13 protein-coding genes are annotated in these 15,091 nt (G+C 40.3%); 2 read left to right on the top strand and 11 right to left on the bottom strand.

Annotated elements, in window-relative coordinates; all coding sequences use genetic code 11:
• Nucleotides 1-603: 603 nt before the first annotated feature.
• The 5 genes from FTU65_RS08795 to FTU65_RS08775 form a co-directional block, all read right to left on the bottom strand.
• Complete coding sequence (locus tag FTU65_RS08795; protein WP_180010313.1) at nucleotides 604-2,046, bottom strand: aldehyde dehydrogenase family protein; 1,443 nt, start codon at nucleotides 2,044-2,046, stop codon at nucleotides 604-606.
• A 111-nt stretch (nucleotides 2,047-2,157) separates the two neighbouring features.
• Nucleotides 2,158-2,634 (bottom strand): hypothetical protein, encoded by a 477-nt coding sequence (locus FTU65_RS08790; RefSeq protein WP_180010312.1) that lies wholly within the window; start codon nucleotides 2,632-2,634, stop codon nucleotides 2,158-2,160.
• 88 nt (nucleotides 2,635-2,722) lie between these two features.
• Nucleotides 2,723-4,885, bottom strand: a complete 2,163-nt coding sequence (locus FTU65_RS08785) for a malate synthase G (RefSeq protein ID WP_180010311.1) — start codon at nucleotides 4,883-4,885, stop codon at nucleotides 2,723-2,725.
• Between the two features lie 525 nt (nucleotides 4,886-5,410).
• The gene (gene zapE, locus FTU65_RS08780; protein ID WP_111885050.1) at nucleotides 5,411-6,562 is read right to left on the bottom strand and encodes a cell division protein ZapE; all 1,152 of its coding nucleotides are present in this window, start codon (nucleotides 6,560-6,562) and stop codon (nucleotides 5,411-5,413) included.
• A gap of 84 nt (nucleotides 6,563-6,646) precedes the next feature.
• On the bottom strand, nucleotides 6,647-7,654 hold the full coding sequence (locus FTU65_RS08775) for an AraC family transcriptional regulator (protein ID WP_111885051.1): 1,008 nt from the start codon (nucleotides 7,652-7,654) through the stop codon (nucleotides 6,647-6,649).
• A gap of 157 nt (nucleotides 7,655-7,811) precedes the next feature.
• Here FTU65_RS08775 and FTU65_RS08770 point away from each other — a divergent pair, with 157 nt between their 5' ends.
• Both FTU65_RS08770 and FTU65_RS08765 read left to right on the top strand, forming a co-directional pair.
• The gene (locus tag FTU65_RS08770; protein WP_180065254.1) at nucleotides 7,812-9,341 is read left to right on the top strand and encodes an NAD(P)/FAD-dependent oxidoreductase; all 1,530 of its coding nucleotides are present in this window, start codon (nucleotides 7,812-7,814) and stop codon (nucleotides 9,339-9,341) included.
• 48 nt (nucleotides 9,342-9,389) lie between these two features.
• Nucleotides 9,390-10,298 (top strand): lysine exporter LysO family protein, encoded by a 909-nt coding sequence (locus FTU65_RS08765; protein WP_180066660.1) that lies wholly within the window; start codon nucleotides 9,390-9,392, stop codon nucleotides 10,296-10,298.
• Nucleotides 10,299-10,376: 78 nt separating this feature from the next.
• On the opposite strand, the gene pyrF is transcribed toward FTU65_RS08765, so the two are convergent.
• The 6 genes from pyrF to FTU65_RS08735 form a co-directional block, all read right to left on the bottom strand.
• Complete coding sequence (gene pyrF / locus FTU65_RS08760) at nucleotides 10,377-11,057, bottom strand: orotidine-5'-phosphate decarboxylase (protein ID WP_180010309.1); 681 nt, start codon at nucleotides 11,055-11,057, stop codon at nucleotides 10,377-10,379.
• Nucleotides 11,058-11,297: 240 nt separating this feature from the next.
• Nucleotides 11,298-11,663 carry a lipopolysaccharide assembly protein LapA domain-containing protein gene (locus tag FTU65_RS08755; protein ID WP_078188931.1) on the bottom strand — a complete coding sequence of 122 codons (366 nt, stop codon included), beginning with the start codon at nucleotides 11,661-11,663 and terminating at the stop codon, nucleotides 11,298-11,300.
• Between the two features lie 24 nt (nucleotides 11,664-11,687).
• Nucleotides 11,688-11,990, bottom strand: coding sequence for an integration host factor subunit beta (locus tag FTU65_RS08750; protein ID WP_067767464.1), 303 nt, complete (start codon nucleotides 11,988-11,990; stop codon nucleotides 11,688-11,690).
• 162 nt (nucleotides 11,991-12,152) lie between these two features.
• On the bottom strand, nucleotides 12,153-13,832 hold the full coding sequence (gene rpsA, locus FTU65_RS08745; protein ID WP_168378903.1) for a 30S ribosomal protein S1: 1,680 nt from the start codon (nucleotides 13,830-13,832) through the stop codon (nucleotides 12,153-12,155).
• 107 nt (nucleotides 13,833-13,939) lie between these two features.
• Nucleotides 13,940-14,623 (bottom strand): (d)CMP kinase, encoded by a 684-nt coding sequence (cmk, locus tag FTU65_RS08740; RefSeq protein ID WP_168378902.1) that lies wholly within the window; start codon nucleotides 14,621-14,623, stop codon nucleotides 13,940-13,942.
• Nucleotides 14,624-14,640: 17 nt separating this feature from the next.
• Nucleotides 14,641-15,072 (bottom strand): SRPBCC family protein, encoded by a 432-nt coding sequence (locus tag FTU65_RS08735; RefSeq protein ID WP_180010308.1) that lies wholly within the window; start codon nucleotides 15,070-15,072, stop codon nucleotides 14,641-14,643.
• Between the last annotated feature and the right edge of the window lie 19 nt (nucleotides 15,073-15,091).

Raw genomic sequence — 15,091 nt, 5'->3', positions numbered from 1 at the left:
TTAAAATGCTGTGCTGCTTTTCGCACAGACATTTCATCTCGAATCATAATTTCTATGACTTTGTCTTTAAAATCTTTTGAATATCCCATATCTCTATTGTTCTATAGTTTTTAGGATTTGGCTATACTGCAAATTCAGCTCTTCAGTTTAATTATCAACAAGGAAAACAAAAACATAATGCATATTTAGCGTTTAGTGATAACAATCCGCTTATTCCAATCGAAGATCGAACAATTCATGAGGCAACGGATTACAAAAATGGCTTGAAGTTTGATGTGTATATTCACAATATCCAAAAAATGAAAACCGAGACTATTTCTTCTAATTATTCAATCTACAATTATAAAGTGCAGGTAAAGCTGTATATAACGACCTTGCAACGTAAGCCTATGCTGTTGATGAATCAGCAAATGTACTATCAGAATAATTGTTCAAGTCAGGATATTGGCGCTTTTCTGTATTACAAAACACGTTGGAGTCGTTTTTGGGACTATATACTTCCTGATATTTCATGGAAATAAACTAGAGAGGTCCTGCTCCTGCGCAACAGAACCTGTTGTGAAGTCTATTGCACAAGATAAAATAGACTTCATTTTGTGTATTTTAAGCGGGGAAAGTCTGCCAATGGGTGCGGGTAAATTCCTCAAATATCCACTCACCATTAAAACGGCCAAGGCCTGAATTACGTTCACCACCAAAGGGTGCATTAGAATGATCCGCCACACTGATGCCATTGATATGCGTCATGCCTATATCGAGTTTGGCAGCAAACTCTCCGCCGCGCGCTAAGTTTGACGTACATACCGTACTCGATAAACCAAATCGGGTTGAATTCGCCAATTCAAGTGCATGCGCTTCATCTCGCGCTTTTAATATTGGCAAGATTGGCCCAAAGCTTTCTTCTAATGCAATATCAGCGTGCGCATCGACATGGGTGAAAATATGCGGTGCAATCAATTGACCCTCAATGCCGCCTGCATAGGCTAAAATCGCATCTTGCTGAATGGCATTTTGAATAATGGTTTTTAATTTATCGACTTGTGCCTTGTTGATGATAGGCCCTATCAGGGTTTCAGTATCATTCGGATTACCGACCACAATGCTTTTTACCCGTTTAATTAATTTTTCAACATAAGCATCGTGCAAGGATTCATCCACAATCACTCGATTGGTACTCATGCAGATTTGTCCTTGATGCAAAAAACGCCCCATCACGGTCAGTTCAACGGCTAAATTTAAATCTGCATCATCTAAAATGACCAAAGGCGCATTGCCGCCAAGTTCCAGCGCTAAACGCTTAATTCGTGAACTTGCCAAAGCTTTCACCCCCACCTGTTGACCTACTTCAGTTGAACCTGTAAATGAAATCATTTTAGGTACAGGATGCTCTACAAAATAGTCGCCAATTTCACTGCCACTGCCTGCAACGACATTTAATACGCCATGCGGCAAACCCGCTTCTTCAAATAATTTTCCGAGCAACGTTCCACCTGTCACAGGCGTGTCACTTGCAGGCTTCAGCACTACACTATTGCCGCAGGCAATCGCAGTCACCACAGAACGCATCGACAAATGAAATGGAAAATTCCACGGGCTAATCACCGCAATGACACCCAAGGGTTTACGCAGTACAAAACTCTTTCGGCTCGGGTCTTTACTTTCCAATTGAGTAGTTTGCATTTTTTCAGAAAAACTCAGCGATTCTTGGATAATGCCAAGCGCTGCATCAACTTCAATATTGGCTTTTAAACGTGTACTACCAGATTCATCTATCAGCCATTGAATAATTTCTTCTCTGCGCTGCTGAATGGTTTGAGCTAATTTGCTGATAACTTGCTGACGTACTTCAATGGACTTAGTCATTTCTGATTTAAAGGCAGCTTCTGCCGCACTATAAGCACTGTCTACATCGACACTGCTGGCTGCCTGCAATTCAAAAATCTCTGCTTGGCTAAAGGGATTGATATTCTTGATGTGGCGCGTTGAAGTCCCTGCTCTCCACTGTCCACCAATATATTGCAAATCTAATGCTGTATATGCTGACATCGCTTCCATCCTATTTTTATCATTCATCCCAATGTAAAGGCTTCAGCATTGAAAAGCTATGAGAAAAACAGGATAAAACTTTATAATTAATTTCTTTTACAACCTTATACTTTAAACAGGCTGATGAATCTGCCGCATCGCTTTATAGATGCGCCAATAAATATAACAGCTAATGACGACTTCAAAACTCAGATCTTTAACTGTGGTGAGTTGCTCAAGTGCAGCCTCATCCATGTTTACGGTCAACATGGGTAGTAGCGCTTCGATGACAATGCCGATGGCAATAAAGAGAACTAAACTCTGAATGGTCACGGGTAGATACAATGCGATAAAGCGCTTTAAAAAATCTCGGCCTTGCTCGCCGCCATTGGCTTTAAATATGGCATTCACCCAGCTAATCAGCAGACCAACTTGTAAAACAAACGAAGCCCAAGCTTCTGTAGGTTTGGATTCTGGGGTTAACGTCAGTGCTAAGTAGCTAAAGAAAATCAATATTGAGCTGGCAATATAGTAGTTTTTATAATGGGTTTCAGAGACTTTATTCAGTCTTATATCATCCACCAACCGATTTACATTCCATAAATACATGGCGTTTCCTTTTGATTTTTTATGTCGACATTCTAACTTTCTCAAGCAATAAAAAAAGCCTCCGAAGAGGCTTTTTTTGATTTACAGATTAGTCACCTGTATAACCTTTTAATTTTAAACGGTAAGCATGAAGAAGCGGCTCTGTATAACCAGAAGGCTGCTCGCCACCTTTGAATACTAAGTCATAAGCAGCTTTGTATGCATAACCATCAAAGCTTGGTGCCATTGGCGTGTAAAGTGGATCGTTGGCATTTTGCTCATCTACAACTTTCGCCATGCGCTTAAATACTTCTTCAACCTGCTCAGCAGTTACGATACCGTGACGTAACCAGTTCGCAACGTGTTGAGAAGAAATACGTAAAGTTGCACGGTCTTCCATCAAACCAACATTGTTGATGTCTAGAACTTTTGAACAACCTACACCCAAATCAACCCAACGAACCACATAACCCAAGATACCTTGAAGGTTATTTTCGAGTTCTTTGGTTTTCTCTTCTTCAGACCAGTTTGTATCTGTCGCTAAAGGCGGTGTTAACAAGTCATCTAAAGATAGCGGTTGAGTATTCAACAACTCTTTTTGACGTTCAGAAACATTGCACTGATGATAGTGAATCGCGTGAATTACAGCGCCAGATGGAGACGGAACCCATGCACAGCTTGCGCCAGCTTCTGGATGCTCAATCTTAGTTTTGTACATATCAAGCAACATATCTGGTTTTGGCCACATGCCTTTACCGATTTGCGCTTTACCACGTAAGCCTGCTTGTAGACCGATCATCACGTTACGGTTTTCATACGCTGGGAACCAGATTTGAGACTTCACTTCGCCTTTACGAACGAATGGACCTGCTTCCATGAACGTATGAATTTCGTCACCCGTACGGTCCATGAAACCTGTATTAATAAAAATCGTGCGATCTTTCGCTTGCGCGATACAGTTTTTCAAGTTCACAGAGGTACGACGTTCTTCGTCCATGATACCGATTTTCAAAGTCTTCGCAGGCAAACCAAGCGCTTGTTCAGCACGCTCAAATAATTCAACTGCAAATGCAACTTCTTCTGGACCGTGCATTTTTGGCTTAACGATGTACATAGAACCTTTACGAGAGTTCTTGTTTTCGTTTTCGCCTTTAATGTCTGCAAACGTCAATAACGGTGTGATCAATGCATCCATAATACCTTCGTAGATTTCAGCACCATCTACAAGGATCGCAGGGTTTGTCATCAAATGACCCACGTTACGAAGTAACATCAATGAACGACCGTGAAGTGTAGTTTCACCACCGATCAAGTTTTTGTGCGTACGATCTTTATTTAATGTACGAGTAACGGTTTTACCATTTTTCTCGATAGATTCAGAAAGCGTACCTTTCATTAAGCCTAACCAGTTACGGTAGCCTTCAACTTTCTCTTCAGCATCAACTGCTGCAATTGAGTCTTCCAAGTCTTGAATTGTCGTTACCGCAGCTTCAAGAACTAAGTCTTTCACGCCAGCAGCATCTGTTGAACCAATTGGGCTCGTCGCATCAACTTCAATGATTACATGTAAACCATTGTTTAAAAGTACGATTTCAGTTGGTGCAGCTTCGTCACCATTAAAACCAACAAACTGAGCTTCTTTCGCTAAAGTTGCAGTTGAGCCATCTTTTAGGCTTACAACTAACTTTTTGCCTTCTACCGCATATTTAGTTGCATCTGCATGGGAACCATTAGCTAGTGGGAAAGTCTCATTTAAGAAGTTTTTAGCAAATTCGATAACTTTTGCGCCACGAGCTGGGTTATAGCCCTTACCTTTTTCCGCGCCGTCTTCTTCAGAGATCACGTCAAAACCGTAAAGAGCATCGTAGAGTGAACCCCAACGTGCGTTCGCAGCGTTTAAGCAGTAACGTGCATTACGTACAGGCACTACTAATTGCGCACCAGCCAATAATGCGATTTCTTCGTCTACATTTTCTGTGCTGATTTGGAAATCTTCTACTTCTGGTAATAAGTAGCCAATTTCAGTAAGGAAAGCTTTGTAAGCTTCGAGTTCAAATTTGTTGTTGCGGTGCCATTCATCAATTTTCGCTTGAATGTCGTCACGCTTAGCCAATAGTGCTTTGTTCTTTGGGCTAAGATCGACAACGACTTGTTCAAAGTTTTTCCAGTAAGTTTCACTGTCTAAACCTGAACCCGGTAGTGCTTCATTTTCGATGAAATCGTAAAGTTCTTTAGCAATCGCTAACTTGCCTTTTTGAATACGTGCAGTCATTGTCTTTCCTGATATTGCTATTTTTTATAACAAGAGATTCTAGTATACCCATTTATACTTTGCTGAATAGTACTATCACATTCCTAAATAATGATCATTTTCTATGTAATGAAATACCCTCATCATTCAACATAATAAAGATCAGAAATACGACGTCATCATCAGCCTGAATACCTTTTTACAGTGTATAAAGTTTTTGAAATGTCGAAATTAGACTTAAGTGCAGAATTTTGTTCTAAAACTGAACAAATAGACCCAAGCGTCAAACAAACTCACTCGATTAAGCCATGAAATGCTGCCAATGTCGATGCTACAACTTCAACCAATCAGTTTAAATTTAACGCTTTTATCGATGAATTATTAAACAGCCATACTTCTTATTTAATGATGCTTTTATCATGAGACTTTGCTTTAACTTCTATTGTTCGTTCCACAGCTTTTCTTAATTTATACATGTTTTCTAAAACTAAAAATCAAAAAAAAGAACGCCATCAAGACGTTCTTTTTTCATTCCAACAGAAACGCTTAATTTTCTGCCGTAGATTCTGGTGCATTGATTTGACGGTGAGATGTATGTAGATAATCATCAGATTGCATTTCCAATAAGCGCGAACGTGTACGCTCAATTTCAAATGCCAATTTTTCACCTTGATATAATTCAATAATCGTATCTTCTGAAGTAAGCAACAACTTCACACCACGGTCATAAAACTCATCAACTAGATAGATAAAACGACGAGTCCCTTCAGACAAATAATCCGTCATGTGCGGCACATTACTCACCAAGACCGTATTATAAATATTGGCAATTTCAATAAAGTCCGCTGGGCTACGTGGTTTTAGGCAAAGTTCAGAATATTCACACCACAGTACATCTTCCGTATGACCAATGGTTTCCACAATACGCTGATTAATAATAATTGGCTCTTGTGAAACTGTTTGGGTTTGCGTTAATGCGGTAAAACGCTGCGCCATCCACAACTTATGTTCATGTGTTAACGGTGACTTAAATAACTGTGCTTGTTTCAATACACGTAAACGATAATCTACGCCTGAGTCTACGTTTAAAATCACACAGTTCTTTTTCACCATTTCAATGGTTGGAATAAAACGGTCACGATGGATCCCGTTTTTATACAAGCCATCTGGTGCAATGTTAGATGTTGCAACAAGGGTGATGCCACGTGTAAATAATTTTTGGAATAGATCGCTCAAAATCATCGCATCCGTGACATTGGATACAAAGAATTCATCAAAGCAGATCACGACTGCTTCTTTATAAATTTGGTCGGCAACAAGGTCTAGTGGATTACGCTGACCTGAAAGCTTATTTAATTCACGGTGTACGTACTGCATAAAGTGATGGAAATGCATACGTGTTTTGCGTCGAAATGGCACAGAATCATAAAACTGATCCATCAGCCACGTTTTACCACGTCCTACACCGCCCCACATATACACCCCTTTCGGTGCAGTTTGACGACGGAAACGACGAAACGCTTTTTTAGAAGCCTTAAAACGTTGGATTAATTCTTGCCAAACTCGATCCAACTCATGCACCGCTTGCGCCTGTTCCTGATCTGGTAAAAACTGACCAGATGCTAAGGCTTGAGCATAACGCTCAGCCGGTGAAATCGGAGTAAATGCGGTGTTGTGTGGTGACTGAAAATCTGACATATCATTAAATACTTTTTTGGGCTAAATGAATTATAACGAAGAATAAACTCGAAGATATAACACTTTGGCAGTAAAGCGCATTGGCTATTTATTATATTGTCTCGGACTATGCCCAAACCAACGTTTAAACGCATGATTAAACGCCGCAGGTTCTGAATAGCCCAGCAATTCTGCAATCATTTCAATTGAATATTCATTATATTCAATCATACGGAGTGCTTTATCTTTAATAATATCTTCACGAATTTGCTTATAACTGGTATTTAACTGTTGCAGTTGATGACGCAAAGTTCTTTCAGGCAAGTTCAACGCTTGAGCAGTTGCTGCCATACTTGGCATCGCACCACTTTGTAATTCCAAATAATCTTGCACACGTTGAACCAATGATGGCGCATCTTCATCGGCGCTTAAACGTTCTAACTCCGCAATACATTTCGACTCATATAATCGAAAAGTAATAATATCTGCGGAAGGGATCCGAATATCTAAAACATCTTCATCGAACCAAAATGCCGCAAATGGCGCACCAAATCGAACTTGAGAGCCATAATAATCAGTAAACATTTTTAATTTTTCAGGATCTTTGGGTTCAGCAAACGGCAAATCAATTTGAACTTGCGGTGTAGATAGACCCATCATTTTGTACAGATCACGGATGAATTTATACGTTCCAGAAATTTCCGACTGTGCCAATAATGCACCCAGTGGTGCATACACATCTTGGGGTTGATAACATAAGGCCACTTTATGCTGACTGATTTGCAAACTCAAACGCCCAGTTAGATGCGTCAACTGTTGAAATCGAATCCCCTGATTTAAAGCTTGGCGTAAAGTATCACTGGTGACCAATAACATCAGCAACGGACCATAACCCGCCAACGTATAATGCTGACCAATAAATAACCCTTGCTCAGGTTCTACATCTTTACCAATGACTTTCAGTACATCCCACTCCAAACTCGGATGAATCACCGAAGTAGGATCGAGTGCATCGACACGCAGCCCGATAGTTTGCAAACGTTGATCGACATCTACGCCTGCTTTACGCATTCCTTGTACTAAATACATCAGGCTTAGAATAGATCGTTTCATAAATCGTAAAATGACATTAAATTTCTTCTTTTTTACTACAAATTTGCAATTATGAACATTGCCGTTTCGATCAATTTTTCTGTCACCTCAATCATATTGTTCTGGTTATGAACTCAAGTATGCTTAGCTTGTAATCTCGCTTGGAATTAAAAAAATGATGCAGGAAGCGCAAACAAAAACAGTGCAAACCCCAAACGCCAATTCTGAAATACATACACAAATCGCCATCATCGGCGGTGGTTTTGGTGGTATTGCTATGGCGATACGACTTTTACAACAAGGTAATCAAGATTTTCTGATCCTCGAAAAAGCCAATGATTTTGGTGGAACCTGGCGTGAAAACCGCTACCCTGGCGCTGCCTGCGATGTGCAATCACATATGTATTCACTTTCTTTTGCACCCAAAACAGATTGGTCAAAGCGTTACGCCGAAGCGCCGGAAATATTTGACTATATCCAACACGTCACCCGTGAATATAATTTAAAACAATTCTGTCGCTTTAACAGTGAAGTGCTTTCAAGCCAATACAATGAATCAACCTGTGACTGGCATTTAGAACTTAAAGATGGCGTTAAAATTATCGCTCAATACGTGATTTTTGCATCTGGCCCGCTACATGTCCCGCAAATTCCACACATTCCGGGCATTGAAAAATTTAAGGGTAAAGTGTTTCATTCTTCTCAATGGGATCATCAATATCCATTAGCAGGCAAAAAAGTCGCATCGATTGGTACAGGCGGCAGTGCCATCCAATACATTCCAGAAATCGCACCACAAACACAGCAACTGTATGTTTTTCAGCGTACCGCGGCTTGGGTCATTCCACGAGATGAACGTAGTTATCATGGTTTAGAAAAATCATTATTTAAAAAATATGATTGGTTTCGAAAAATTCACCGCGCTCGCCTGTATTGGACCAACGAATCACGTGTCGTACCAATTGTTAAACCAACCACCATGAAATATGCGCAAAAACTGGCAGAACTGTATATTAAATACCAAGTCAAAGATGCTGAACTTGCCAAGAAACTAACGCCAAACTACATCATGGGTTGTAAACGCATTTTAATTTCTAATAAATACTTTCCAACCTTTAATAGACCTAATGTGGAATTGGTCAGTGATGCAATACAAGAAATCACTGAAAATGCCATTATTACCAAAGATGGAAAATCCCGTGAAATTGACTGCTTAATCTATGGGACTGGCTTTATTACTGACCCACGTATTTATCTCAAGTCCTTTGAATGTATTGGTGAAAATGCTCAAGAACTCAAACAAGTTTGGCAAGCTGGCGCAGAAAGTTTTTATGGCATTTGCACCAAAGGCTTTCCAAATCTGTTCCAATTATTAGGCCCCAATACCGTACTTGCGCATAATTCAGTGGTATTTATGATTGAGGCACAAGTCGATTACATCTTACAAATGATGCAATTGGTTTCAAAATCTAATGTTCAAGCCATCGCTGTCAAAGATCAGGTGCAAGATCAATTTAACACTCATGTACAAGACATGCTTGATTGCACGGTATGGCAATCAGGCTGCGTGAGCTGGTATCAACAAAATGGCGGTAAAAATTTTGCACTGTGGCCAACTTATACATGGAAATATTGGCTCGCTACTCGAAAAATAAATCCAGCTGATTTTCGACTCCTAAGTAAAACAAAATCTAGTCATGCAGCTTAAGCAATAACAGGTCATAATAGGCAGGTATTCATTATCTGCCTATTTTTTATGCAATCTTTCTGGCTGATTTTCCAGCTCTTGGCCTGTTTAGGGCTTGGTTTTATTCTTGCACGTCGCCTACCCACTTGGCTTGAAAAAATCGCCTTTAAACTCCTGCCGTACTTTACTTATATTTTGTTATTTGCGATTGCGATCGAATTTTCTGAAACATTACACACTATTCCAGCACCTCTGCAAATCCTCTCTTCATCAGTACTTATTGCACTATTGACCTCAATGGGTGCTTTTATTTGCTGCTATATTTTGTTTAAGCTTTTAGGCTATAAACCCAGTCATGGCAAAGTGTCCATGCAGTTAGTGACAAGCTCACTCATCAATATTAGCTATGCTTTTATTGCATTAGGTTTAGGTTATGCTTTTGCCGAAATTGCAGCACATTTTAGTCTTCAGCCACATATGAGTACTTGGGATCTACTTTTAGTCTTCATGTTTCTGATTGGGCTTGATCTCGCCTACTCACCGCTCGATCGTTCTTGGTTAAATTGGAAAATTCTACTTGTTCCACTCGGCTGTATCGTCGGTTCACTTTTGGGCGCTTTTGCTGCTGCCTATCTATTGCCACAAATCAGTTTGAAAGATTTGATTATGTTGTCACAAGGCTACGGTTTCTATTCGATGACAGGCATCGTCGTGACTGAATTAAAGAATGCGCATCTCGGCAGTATCGCGCTGATGAATGATTTATTCAGAGAAATTTTTGCGATTGTATTTATGTATATTATTGGCTGGCGCTACCCACGCTCTGCAATTTCATCTGCGGGTGCAACAGCTATGGATGTCACCCTACCCATGGTCAAACAAGCCTGTGGGAATGATTTTATTCCACATGCCATGGTCAGCGGCTTTATCCTTTCTGTACTTGCACCTATATTGGTAAGTATATTGGCGGCTATCTAACCCCCTCACCTAAATCCTCTCCCAAAGGGAGAGGACTTTCTCTCTCCCTTTGGGAGAGAGTTAGAGAGAGGGTAAATATTAAAGTGTCGCCAAAATATCTTTTAAAGTCTGACGCATATTCTCCGATTTAGTAATTGGACGGCCAATCACCAAATGTGTAGAACCATCAAGCATGGCTTGTTTAGGTGTCACAATTCGTTTTTGATCATCAGCAGCAGAACCCGCAGGACGGATACCCGGTGTCACTAAAGCAAACTCTGCACCCAAAGTTTCACGTAACATTTTCGCTTCTTGCGCCGAACACACTACACCATCTAAACCACTTTCTTTCGTTAAAGTCGCAAGACGTTTCACATGTTCAAAGGGTTCAACATCTAAACCTAAATCAGCAAGATCTTCACGACCCATCGAGGTCAAAACAGTAACAGCAATCAGCTGAGTATTGTAATTGCCTGCTTTTAGGCGCTCTACACAGGTTTCCATCATTTTACGACCACCTGATGCATGAACGTTGACCATCCACACACCCATATCCGCAGCTGCACAAACTGCTTGCGCTGTGGTGTTTGGAATATCATGGAATTTTAGATCTAGAAATACTTCAAAACCTTTATCATGCAATGCCTTAACGACACTTGGACCCTCATGGGTAAATAACTCTTTACCAACCTTAACTCGACATAATGCAGGATCTAACTGCTCTGCAATTGTAAGTGCGTCATATTGGCTTTTAGCATCTAGTGCAACGATGATACTCAAGAGACTTACCCTTCATTTTGACAAAATTAGTGCATTATAGATGGATTCAACTTGATCAGAAAGTCATAAAACTCATGTTATTTGAAATGATTAATTTGAATTGAGTTATCTCATTATTTTATTTGAGATAAGCGTTTTATTTTTTCAGCCCATAAAAAAACACCCCGATGATCCACCGGAGTGTTAAATATAAAATTTAAATCTACTCATAAAAGTAGTTAATTTACTTCTAAAACCCAATTATAACGGGTTAGAAGGACGCTCATTCGCATCAATATCTAAAACTGTCTTTTCATGACGCGTATGTGCAGCCGCTTCAGCAGCAGCCAGTTGAGCAGTTTGAATTTGCTCTTTGCGTAGGCGGTCAATATCTTTACGTAGACGTTTAATTTCCCAGTTATTTTGAAATACTCGAAATACTTGCACTGCCAATAAAAGACCTAACACCAAACCTAAAGACAAGGTTAATAGCAATAAAAGCCCTAAACGCATTGCAGGCACTTGTGTAAATAACAAATCGACTGAAAGTTCAGTTCCGTTTTGCAGAACCAAAGCCAATGAGTATCCAAATAGAACCAGTAAAATTACGACCAATACGTAACGCATAAACACCCCTAACAATGTTTTGAATTAGTTTGCAGATTCGTTTACCGCATCACGTAAAGCTTTACCAGGTTTAAAGTGCGGTACAGCTTTTGCTGCAACTTCTACTGATTTACCTGTTTTTGGGTTACGACCCACACGTGGTTCACGGTGATGTAATGCAAAACTACCAAAACCACGGATTTCAATTCGGTTGTCTGTAGATAACGCTTCGATCATTTGATCGATCATTATCTTAACGGCCTCTTCCACTAAGGGTTCAGCTAAGTGTGGGTTTTTAAGAGAAATACGCTCTATTAAGTCAGACTTATTAAGTGCTTCAGTAGTCATCTGCGACCTCTTTAATTATCAAGCTACCTAGGATCAGTTTCCTGATAATAACCTGTTTAAATACAAAACGGTAGCGTAATAATCACTTACTACGCTACCGTTACAGTAATTGTGTAAAAAATATTAATTAATTTACATTAATAATACAATTCAAACACTTACTTAGTGGTTCATTTGAGCTTTGATCAAATCACCAATAGTCTTAGGACCATTGTCTGAAGATGCTGTAGCTGTCTTGTTCAAGTTAGCTACCGCTTCTTTTTCTTCAGCTTCGTCTTTCGCTTTGATAGACAAGTTGATAGAACGTGATTTACGGTCTACGTTGATGATTTTAGCTTCAACTTCTTGACCAACTTCAAGGAACTTAGTTGCATCTTCAACGCGGTCGCGGTTGATTTCAGATGCTTTAAGAGTCGCTTCAACTTCGTCAGCTAACTTAACAGTAGCGCCTTTAGCGTCAACTGCAGTTACAGTACCTTTAACAAGCGCACCGCGTTCGTTAGCAGCTAAGAAATCGTTGAACGGATCGCTGTTCATTTGTTTGATGCCAAGGCTGATACGGTTGCCTTCAGCGTCTACTGAAAGGATAACCGCTTCAACTGTGTCACCTTTCTTGTAACGACGGATAGCTTCTTCGCCTTGTTCGTTCCAAGAAATGTCAGACAAGTGAACTAGACCATCGATACCGCCTGGTAAACCGATGAAGATACCGAAGTCAGTGATTGACTTGATCGTACCTGAAACTTTTTCACCTTTGTCGTGTTCTTTAGCAAACTCTTCCCATGGGTTAGCACGAGTTTGTTTGATACCAAGAGAAATACGACGACGCTCTTCATCAACTTCAAGAACCATAACGTCAACTTCGTCACCGATCTGAACAACTTTAGATGGGTGGATGTTTTTGTTAGTGTGGTCCATTTCTGAAACGTGTACTAAGCCTTCAACGCCTTCAGCGATTTCAGCGAAGCAACCGTAGTCAGTTAAGTTAGTTACACGAGCTTTAACGATAGAACCTTTAGGATAACGGTTCATGATCGCTAACCATGGATCTTCGCCTAATTGTTTAAGGCCTAAAGATACGCGGTTACGTTCGCGGTCGAATTTAAGTACTTTAACAGTAACTTCTTGACCAACTTCAACAACTTCTGAAGGGTGCTTGATACGTTTCCAAGCCATGTCAGTGATGTGAAGAAGACCATCAATACCGCCAAGGTCAACGAACGCGCCGTAGTCAGTAAGATTTTTAATAGTACCAGTAACTGTTTGACCTTCTTCAAGCTGAGCAAGAAGAGCTTCACGGTCAGCTGAAGATTCAGCTTCCATAACAGCACGACGAGATACAACAACGTTGTTACGTTTAGCATCAAGTTTGATTACTTTAAATTCTAACTCTTTACCTTCTAAGTGAGTAGTATCACGAATAGGACGAGTATCAACTAAAGAACCTGGAAGGAACGCACGAACTGGACCGATGTCAACAGTGAAACCGCCTTTAACCTTACCAGAGATAACACCAGTAACGATTTCGCCGTCTTCAAAGATTTTTTCAAGTTTAGTCCAAGTTTCAGCACGTTTAGCTTTTTCACGTGATAAAACTGTTTGACCCATACCGTTGTCAAGAGCTTCAACAACTACGTCAACAGTGTCGCCAACTTGAACTTCAAGTTCACGTTGTTCATTTAAGAATTCAGCGCGGTCAACAATACCTTCTGATTTAAGGCCAGTGTCAACTGTTACCCAGTCAGAGTCGATATTTACTACAACGCCTTGGATGACAGCACCCTTTTCAACGTTGAGGTTTAATTCGCTTTCTTCAAAGAGGGCTGCAAAAGATTCGGTCATGATATACCTAGTAAAGTCAGCGGTCTTGGATCAGACAAGGCCGGTTTAATTAAGCGTCTACATAGTCCGTATAAGACTGATCAAGCTATGCTTCTGCTGAAAATTCTTTAGTTTGCTAATTGCTGATCGATGTAATTCGTCATCAGCGTGAATACTTCATCAATACTCAAAGTTGAACTATCAATGAAATAAGCATCTGGCGCAGGCTTGAGTGGAGCGACTGTGCGTTCCATATCTCGCTTATCACGCGCTTCGATATTAGCTAAAATGTCGTTTATTTTAACATCCACGCCCATAGCCTGCAACTGATTTACACGGCGCTCTGCACGGGACTGAGCAGAAGCCGTTAAATAAATCTTGGCTTGAGCATTGGGAAAAATCGTAGTTGCCATGTCACGGCCATCTGCAACCAAACCAGGTGCTTGAGCAAAGGCATGCTGACGTTCTAAAAGCGCAGTTCTAAGTGCAGGAATTGCAGCAACTTTTGAGGCAAACTCTCCGACTCTCTCAGTACGGATAACTTTTGAGACATCTTCACCATCTAAAAGCACCGAAACACCTGCTTCATTTGTCACAAATTGTATGTCTAAATTTGTTGCAATTTTTACGCATTCATCAAGCTTTGAGTCTAATGCATCAATTAAGTCTTGCTTATGCAATGACAATCCCAACAGACGATATAACGCACCTGAGTCGAGTAAGTGGAACTGATAATGTGCCGCAATTTTTGCTGCCAATGTTCCTTTACCTGAGCCACTTGGGCCATCAATTGTAATGATTTGAACTGTCATTGCTCTTCCACTTTTGTTTATACGGTTTTTGCAAGTTTTGAAAAACCAATTTTAATCGCTGACTTCAGTTGCGCAAGGATTAATTGACTAACGAATGGCGCACGCGCCTGTAATTCAATCGTATAAGTGACTAAAGTACGCGCAGCATCAATCGCTTCGAATTGAATCACACCCAAATGATGTTTCACCAGTGGGTTTTTAATAATCTTATATTCAATGCGTTGGTTTGGCTCAAACAAGGTAATTTGCTCTTGTAACGGCTTCACTGGCCCAAAGCCCATACGACGTACAGAACCCACACCATCAGGACGTTCAGGATCTGCAGAATCTTTGACGCGCACCACTTGAATCGGTGCAAAAGCCACGTTATAGGTCGAATGTTTTGAAAGTAAGTCAAAAACTTGCTTGACCGGTGCATTAAATTCTTTTTTTACTTGAATGGATTTCATGGTGTACCCTATATTATTT

Origin of the sequence: Acinetobacter sp. YH12129 (assembly GCF_013418685.1) — a bacterium.
GTDB lineage: Bacteria > Pseudomonadota > Gammaproteobacteria > Pseudomonadales > Moraxellaceae > Acinetobacter > Acinetobacter amyesii.
The sequence above is the reverse complement of the archived record's forward strand: the minus strand, read 5'-3'. Positions and strand labels throughout refer to the sequence as shown.